At 50.6% G+C, this 9256-nt stretch carries 1 protein-coding gene; it reads right to left on the minus strand.

What is annotated here, in order from left to right:
• Positions 1-135: 135 nt before the first annotated feature.
• Positions 136-9219 (minus strand): Ig-like domain-containing protein, encoded by a 9084-nt coding sequence (locus QL223_RS10660; protein WP_281544729.1) that lies wholly within the window; start codon positions 9217-9219, stop codon positions 136-138.
• Positions 9220-9256: the final 37 nt, after the last annotated feature.

Raw genomic sequence — 9256 nt, forward strand, 5'->3', positions numbered from 1 at the left:
AGCCGAAAAAAGTATTACTTACGGGTGAGTAAGGTTGACATTTGCATTAATTCTCAGCTTCGAGACTGGATGGAAGGCCTGCATCAAAGAAAAACCTTACATCCATGTCCAATTTGCAAGATATATAACTATGTCTTAGAGATGATCATCTAAAGTTGGATTCTCCAAATGTGTAGAAGTGTTTTCGACGACGTCTGTAGCTGCCGCTTTCTGAAAGAGTTCTTTAACATTGTCGTCTCCAAACACACCGCTCTTAATCATTCCGTTCTCATCGACAATGTCATCCAGTGAAACATCCTGAAGAATGATCTCCTGATTCCAAGTGTGGTCTCCATCCGTATCGACTCTGAGTACCAAGGAGCCATCCTGTTCAAACATGTCGACATTATCTTCGCTAAGTAGATGGTCCTGGCTGTCCTTTACAAGGTCAGAAAGATCGAGGGAAGACTGCCCAACCGTGAAGTCTGTGACTGTGTCCGACCACGGTTGATCCGTGACATCTTCGCTATGCCATACGAGGTCTGCACTATCCAGCCCACTGATACTGTGCTCTTCAATTAAACCAACAAGGCTTGTTTCCTCTTCAGGCGCTTGTTGTGTGGAGAACCAAACATCAGCAGCGGTGCGCTCCTCGCCATCTGTTGTGGTGTAGGTGGATGTCTTGCCTATGACATTGTTGTTTTGTTCGATATCTGAGGATTGTGCTTCCAGATTGATTGAAGCGACGCCGGCTTCTTCCAGACTGAGGAGTTCTCCCTCATCTGTTTCGCCATCCATATCTTTATCGACCCAAACACCAAGTTCGGAATAAATGGCATCATTTTTGTCGATGACGCCATCTGCGTTGGTATCGTGCTGTGCCATCGCTTCATAGCCGTCGGCAGCTGTCGTACCGTCTTGTAGTAGGGTGTTGGAACCAAATAGCTCAGAACCATCATTGATCTGACCATCTTTATTGATGTCACGAACCAGCAGGCCATCACCACCAGATACCCAGCCAGTACTTACATCTTGACCATCGCCGTTGTAGTCGAACCTCACAGGGTTTGCGGTTACATCGCTGGTTTCAATGCCGTCTCCATCTAAATCAAGCACGATTGGAGTGATATTGGGGGTTACGCTGACACTGTTTTTGGAAGAACCACTTTTTGCACCAATGGCACTTAGTGTTCCGGCTGAAGTGTAATAATCAGTGCCTTGCACATGGAAAAAGCCGTCGCTATCGGCGTACACCGCTTTTCTGGTGCCATCGGGGCCGTAAAGGAAAACTTTTTCATTTGGTTGCCAACGGTTACCGGTGATATGTTGGGCGCCGCCTCCATCAATGTGCCAATGTACGAATCCGCCTTTGCTGTTGCTTGTGTCTGTGTGGCCAGCATCAAGTACGAGCACAGTTCCTTCGACCTGACCTGTTTGTATATGTGTTTCAACACCAGTCGGATTTACTAATATTTTAAGCTTTTCATTTCCTTCGACTTTATTGTCGTTAATTGGCTTGACACGGATTTGTAATTCAGTCTGGAAAGCCGCGATGGTCATTTTGCTTCCACTCTTGAAATTAGCCCAACCCGAGCCTGTCCAATATTCATAATTCCCAACGTCTTTATTGGTAATATCAGGATTGGCACCCGTGAATACATTCACTTTTACGCTTGTTGCCTGATCAACTGGCTTACTGAGTTTTATGCTGAAAGTGGCCCAATTTGACTCAGTGACTTTGTTATTGGTATTGGTATTAACGACTGAAAGCGAGGGTTTATCTGCTTCATCGGTGATCGTTGCCGCAGCGGATTGCACCCAACCTTGCTGACCAATGACGGCACCTTGGATCTTGATGGTCTCATTCCCTTCATAGACATTGTCATTGAGGGTATCGGCATAAATTTTGACGCCGCTTTCACCAGCAGGGATGGTGATATTGGCCTTGTAGCCATTAGAGGCATTGAGTACGACTTCTTTCAGGAAAGTGCCGGACTTGGTGTAAACATGCACCTTGCCGTTATAGTCTGCCCCGAAGTTGGCCTGATGAAGGCCGTCATTAAAGTTGAGCTGCACCGTGCTGTTGGTGGTGGAGGTGTTGGTCATATTGACCGTCCAGCCGACCCAACCATCTTCCGCCGCATTCTGCAAATGGGTAATGCTGGCCACTTTTGGGATGTCAGCGTTATCCGTGATGACGGCAGCAGCGGATTGCACCCAACCTTGCTGACCAATGACTGCGCCTTGGATCTTAATAGTCTCATTCCCTTCATAGACATTGTCATTGAGGGTATCGGCATAAACTTTGACGCCGCTTTCACCAGCAGGGATAGTGATATTGGCCTTGTAGCCATTAGAGGCATTGAGTACGACTTCTTTCAGGAAGGTGCCGGACTTGGTGTAAACATGCACCTTGCCGTTATAGTCTGCCCCGAAGTTGGCCTGATGAAGGCCGTCATTAAAGTTCAACTGCACCGTGCTGTTGGTGGTGGAGGTGTTGGTCATGTTAACTGTCCAGCCGACCCAACCATCTTCCGCAGCATTCTGTAGGTGAGAGATGCTGGACACTTTTGGAATATCAGCGTTGTCGGTAATGACAGCCTCAGCAGATTGCACAAATCCCTGTCTGCCAGGAACAGCCGCCTGGATTTGAATGGTCTCGTTGCCTTCATAGACATTGTCATTCAGGGTTTGGGCATACACCCTGATCCCATCCTGTCCAGCTGGGACGGAGAAATCAAAACGGTAATTATTTGAAGCGTCGATGACGCCTTCCCCGATTTTTTGCCCAGACAGATTGTAGATAAAGACTTTGCCTGAGTAGTCAGCGCCATGGTCTGCTTGATGATAACTGTCATTGAAGTTGAGCCTGACCGTCGTGGCTTCATCAGACGGGTTGTTGAAGTTCACTGTCCAACCCGGGGAGGTGCCGCCCTCGACGCCATCTCTGAGGTGAGTGACCGACTGGACAATGGTGGCCGCTTCATCTTCGACAATGGTGACCGTACCGGACACCAGACTGCCTTGCCCATCGGCTTTGGCTTTGATGGTGTAGCTTTCATTGCCTTCGTAAGTGCCGTCTTCTGTGGTTTGAGATCGCACCTGGAAGGTTTTGGTGTTAGCCGGTACATCAATCCAGTTCCCGCCGGAGAAATCGCCGGTCGCTTTCACCCAGCCACTGCCGTAATTGACCCAGAGGTCTTTGGTGTTGAAGTCAGAGCCTTCGGTGGCCGAGCCGCCATAGGCATCGATAAACACACGGGTAGGGGTGGTGGACTCATTGCTCAGCGTGATGGTGACAGAAGCCGCCTCGCCTTCATTAGCGGAAGTGTTGGACACACTGGTGACACGTGGCTTGTCGGCTTCATCAGTGATGACGGCCTCAGCAGATTGCACAAAGCCTTGTCTGCCTGGCACAGCTGCCTGGATTTGAATGGTCTCGTTGCCTTCATAGACATTGTCGTTAAGGGTTTGGGCATACACCCTGATCCCATCCTGTCCAGCTGGGACGGAGAAATCAAAACGGTAGTTATTTGAAGCGTCGATGACACCTTCACCGATTTTTTGCCCAGACAGATTGTAGATAAAGACTTTGCCTGAGTAGTCAGTGCCATGGTCTGCTTGATGATAACTGTCATTGAAATTGAGCCTGACTGTCGTGGCTTCATCAGACGGGTTGTTGAAGTTGACGGTCCAACCCGGGGAGGTGCCGCCCTCGACACCATCTCTGAGGTGAGTGACCGACTGGACAATGGTGGCCGCTTCATCTTCGACAATGGTGACCGTACCGGACACCAGACTGCCTTGCCCATCGGCTTTGGCTTTGATGGTGTAGCTTTCATTGCCTTCGTAAGTGCCGTCTTCTGTGGTTTGAGATCGCACCTGGAAGGTTTTGGTGTTAGCCGGTACATCAATCCAGTTCCCGCCGGAGAAATCGCCGGTCGCTTTCACCCAGCCACTGCCGTAATTGACCCAGAGGTCTTTGGTGTTGAAGTCAGAGCCTTCGGTGGCCGAGCCGCCATAGGCATCGATAAACACACGGGTAGGGGTGGTGGACTCATTGCTCAGCGTGATGGTGACAGAAGCCGCCTCGCCTTCATTAGCGGAAGTGTTGGACACACTGGTGACACGTGGCTTGTCGGCTTCATCAGTGATGACGGCCTCAGCAGATTGCACAAAGCCTTGTCTGCCTGGCACAGCTGCCTGGATTTGAATGGTCTCGTTGCCTTCATAGATATTGTCATTCAGGGTTTGGGCATACACTCGGATCCCATCCTGTCCAGCAGGGACGGAGAAATCAAAACGGTAATTATTTGAAGCGTCGATGACGCCTTCCCCGATTTTTTGCCCAGACAGATTGTAGATAAAGACTTTGCCTGAGTAGTCAGTGCCATGGTCTGCCTGATGATAACTGTCATTGAAGTTGAGCCTGACCGTCGTGGCTTCATCAGACGGGTTGTTGAAGTTGACGGTCCAACCCGGGGAGGTGCCGCCCTCGACGCCATCTCTGAGGTGAGTGACCGACTGGACAATGGTGGCCGCTTCATCCTCGACAATGGTGACCGTACCGGACACCAGACTGCCTTGCCCATCGGCTTTGGCTTTGATGGTGTAGCTTTCATTGCCTTCGTAAGTGCCGTCTTCTGTGGTTTGAGATCGCACCTGGAAGGTTTTGGTGTTAGCCGGTACATCAATCCAGTTCCCGCCGGAGAAATCGCCGGTCGCTTTCACCCAGCCACTGCCGTAATTGACCCAGAGGTCTGTGGTGTTGAAGTCAGAGCCTTCGGTGGCCGAGCCGCCATAGGCATCGATAAACACACGGGTAGGGGTGGTGGACTCATTGCTCAGCGTGATGGTGACAGAAGCCGCCTCGCCTTCATTCACAGACGTATTCGACACACTGGAAACTTCCGGAATGCTTGCGTTTCCGTTTATGGTGACATTTGCGCTATCTATATCGCCATCAGCATCTGTGACCTGATAATTAAAGCTAATCTCACCATAGTATTCGGTGTTGGAGACGAAGCTCATGCTGCCATCGCTGGCGATCACGACATTGCCATTGTCTACCGCAATGGTCTGCGCTCCACCGGTCAGGGTGACACCATTAATCTGTGTGACTTCCAGTCCGCCGTCTGGTGCGAGATCATTGCTTAACAAGTCTAAAGCGACACTGTTATCTGCGCCCAAGATAAACTCATCGTTGATCGCATCAACTGCATCATCTTCTGGTTTGACGGTGAGGTAGACGGTCGCTGTATCACTTTTTCCCTGCCCATCACTGATGGTGTAAGTGAAACTGGCGGGACCGTTGTAATTGGATGCCGGTGTGAATGTAATGGTGCCGTCAGGGTTGAGGATGACTGAGCCATTTTGAGGATCCTGCACGGAGACTATGGTGAGGGTATCACCGTCTGCATCGGTGTCATTCAACAGAAGATCACTGGCATTCAGGACGAGAGAAGTGTCTTCGGACGTGCTGATGGACTCATGGGCGGTGACAACGAGGTCATACTCAGAAGCAGTGGCCCCCACCAATTTAACGTCAACCCATTCAGTTGCTGGCACCTGACTGCCACTTGGGTAGACGACACCGTTGGCGTAGAGGGTTCCGGTGCTGTATGTGACTGTGTAGAAACCTGACGTGACTGTAACGTCAGTGCCGATGGTAAAGTCGCCAGTACTGCCTTCAGGGTAGGCGACAACTTTGTTGCCATTTGCATCAACGCTGGCGATGTAAATGCTGTAATCACCACCATTAGCACTAGAGTCGGTGCCGAGATATGAAATCGTATAAGCTCCATCATCTCCGACAGCGACAATATCGAAGTTCAGGTCATTTTTGTCTTCTTGTTGGCCTGTAAATGTAAGCTGTTCCCCATCTTTTGTGCCGTCTGCATTGTACTTCTGGGTATGAACGTCATAGTTGCCAGCATCGTTAATACCACTCCAAACAATAACATAGTCGCCATCACTGCCAACGCCTATGACTTTCGCTGGTCCGTGACCTCCGGGTGTTTCAAGTTTACTTACAGGTTGATCTTTGGAGCCGTTGGCATCGAAATGTTGGATATAAGTTTGCCATTGCCCACCTTCTATACCACGCCAAACGACAACAAAATCCCCGTCTGTGCCAACGTTTGCTATTGATGGCAAACTATTTCCAGATGTACCAGCCAAGCTCAACGTTTGGGTAGAATTGGTAATAGGTTGATTGGTGCTCCCATCCAATAAAGTGAGTTTTACAACACCGCCACTAGAACCGACAATCGCGTACTTGCCGTCACCAACACTGATGACATTGGTCTCTAGGTCACCGACTCCATCCGTACCGCCAATATTGAGCGTTTGCGTGCTGCCAATTTTGTCACCGTCTGGAGACAGCATGACAGTGTTGGTGGCGGTTGCCGTTGACCCCTGATTCCAGGAAATGACGTAGTTACCATTATCTAGAGTCGTAATTTCGACCTTTGCTTCAATGGGGTAACCATTGGAATTAGCAGAAACTGACCCGACAACTGTTGGTGAGCCTATTTTGTTGCCACTGGTATCGAGTACCTGTTTGTACAAAGTGAAATTGTTTTGCCAAACAATGACGCTAGTATCACCAGAGTGTTCTGACGTGACAGTTCTTAGTTGTGATGAACCAAGATCCATGATGGGTCCAGTGGTGGCGCCACCGTGATCATCGGGGTTTGCGTAAACGACTTGAGCGTAAGAATGGGTATTTAACGTAGCGTTGTTGTTGTAACCCGTCCATGTGACAAGCATATCGCCACTATCATTGAGTTGGGTGACTTGTGGTGACTCAATTTTGTCCCGACCACCAAGAATAACTTTGTCACCTTTCGGGGTGCCATCCGCGTTAAAGGTTTGGAGAGCGACTTTGTTATTACCATAATAATTTGTATCCCACGCACGCCAAACAACGGTATAGCTGCCATCTGCGTTAGTCGTAGAGATGTAGGCAGAATCATCGACTCTATTTGTTCCGAACCCTTCAAGTATTGTGGTATCAACGGTCGGACCGGTGTAGCCAGTCGTTATTGCTCCTGCATCGACCATGGTTGTTGAATCGTCGATGGCATCTGGAGCTGCATTGGGATTAACAACCGATATGTCTACAGATGCGGTATCTGTATCTCCATCAGCATCTTTAACTTGATAGTTGAAACTCACGTCACCAATGTAACCCGCAACAGGCTGAAAGCTCATTGAGCCATCTGAGGCAATCACAACGTTTCCGTTATCCACGGCAATGCTTTGCGAACCTCCTGTGACTTGCACACCATTAATGTGTGTAATGGAGAGGCCACCATCTGGTGCTGAGTCATTCCCTAAAAGGTTTAGGGAAATAGAGCTATCTTTGTCTGTCGAGTAAGAGTCGCTGACAGCATCAACCGCGTCGTCCACTGCGGTTACCGTCATTGTTAGGGTTGCGCTATCACCAGAATTGGTTGTGTAAGTCACCTGTGGAACACTGCCATTCCAATCTGCAACAGGTGTAAAGGTGTAGCCGCCATCGGCGTTCAGTATGAATGTTCCGATGCCAGTTATCGTCGCAGTTTGTCCAGCAGTAAAAGTGGTCGAAACACCCGTCACAGTGAAGCTGACAACGCTGGTATTACCAAGATCGTTAATCAGCACATTACCGTTCAGGTTGGTATCTTCCTGGGCTGAAGCTGAATCGTCGAGTGCTTGTGTTACAGTTGCTGAGTCTGAAGCGGAACTAGAGACGTTTCCTGCTGCATCTGTTTGAGTGGCTGCAACAGACACTGAACCTCCGGTACTAACAGTTTCTGTCCAAGAAATGACCCCGTTGGTGTAGGTGTAGCCAGTTGCATCACTACCATCTGCAAATTGCAGCGTGCCATTATCTAGCAGAAGGTTGACAGTGTTTGATGTGCCATTGTTATCGATGCTAAGAGTAACTATGCCACCGGCAGAGAGCTCGTCATGATCGACTGCGACTGAGAGCTGAAGATTATCATTGCCTTGTTCTGCAGTGTTGGCGAGACCATCGTCATTTGTGTCATCTACGATCGAGACTATCGGGGACTCTGGGGCCGTGAGATCAACGGTAAGCTCGTTAACTGTTACATCTGAAGTGGTGTTACCCGCCGTGTCATAAACGACTGCAGTAACGTCATAGGTACCTTCTGCCAAGGACTCTGCATCGGCAACCTCAATATTCCAGTTGCCGTCAGCATCTACTGGAACATCTTCATAGGTGACGCCATTTAGCGTTACGGATAAAGATTCCCCGTCCCCCAACGTCGCAGTACCAGTCACAACAGGAGTGATGTCATTGGTCACCAAGGCGTCGATAGTCGCTGCGGTAGGGGCTGTGGTATCCAGAGTAAAGCTGCTTGTATTGCTGCTCTGTGAGACGTTACCAGCCACATCAGTGACCGTGGCGGTGACGGAATAATCCCCGTCCACAAAGCCGTCAGTATCAGACAGGATGTCGGTGGACACCGTCATCACGATCGTATCGGTGCCGTTCCAGTCTGAAGGGATCAGGGTATCCACGGATTCAGTGGTGCCGTCAGGTTGGGTAACGGTGAGGGTGATAGTGTCACCGGCCAGCGTGCCAGTCGGTACGGCTACACTGACCTGCACGCCATCACTGGCTTCTGCTTCACTGACGCCATCGGTGGCTTCAGCAATGGTCAGGACTGGGGCTTCATCCGTGCCGCCCGCACCGGTGCCTTCGCCGGCAGCGGTAGTATCCAGGGTAAAGCCGGCAGGGGTACTGGCCTCAGAGACGTTGCCGGCCACATCGGTGACCGTCGCCGTGACGGAGTAATCCCCGTCCACAAAGCCGTCAGTATCAGACAGGATGTCGGTGGACACTGTCATCACGATCGGATCGGTGCCGTTCCAGTCTGAAGGGATCAGGGTGTCGACGGTTTCTGAAGTGCCGTCAGGTTGGGTGACGGTGAGGGTAATGGTGTCACCGGAGACTGCGCCAGTCGGTACGGCCACGCTGACCTGTACACCATCACTGGCTTCGGCCTCACTGACGCCATCGGTGGCTTCAGCAATGGTCAGGACTGGGGCTTCATCCGTGCCGCCCACACCGGTGCCTTCGCCGGCAGCGGTGGTGTCCAGCGTAAAGCCGGCTGGGGTACTGGCCTCGGAGACGTTGCCGGCCACATCAGTGACCGTGGCGGTGACGGAATAATCCCCGTCCACAAAGCCGTCAGTATCAGACAGGATGTTGGTGGACACTGTCATCACGATCGGATCGGTGCCGTTCCAGTCTGAAGGGATC

Source organism: Grimontia sp. SpTr1, assembly GCF_947387585.1.
In the GTDB taxonomy this organism is placed as follows: Bacteria; Pseudomonadota; Gammaproteobacteria; order Enterobacterales; family Vibrionaceae; genus Enterovibrio; species Enterovibrio indicus.

Coding starts and splice junctions, on each gene's coding strand:
- QL223_RS10660 (WP_281544729.1), bottom strand. CDS start 9,219: ATGACAGTGTCCACCAACATCCTGTCTGATACTGACGGCTTTGTGGAC.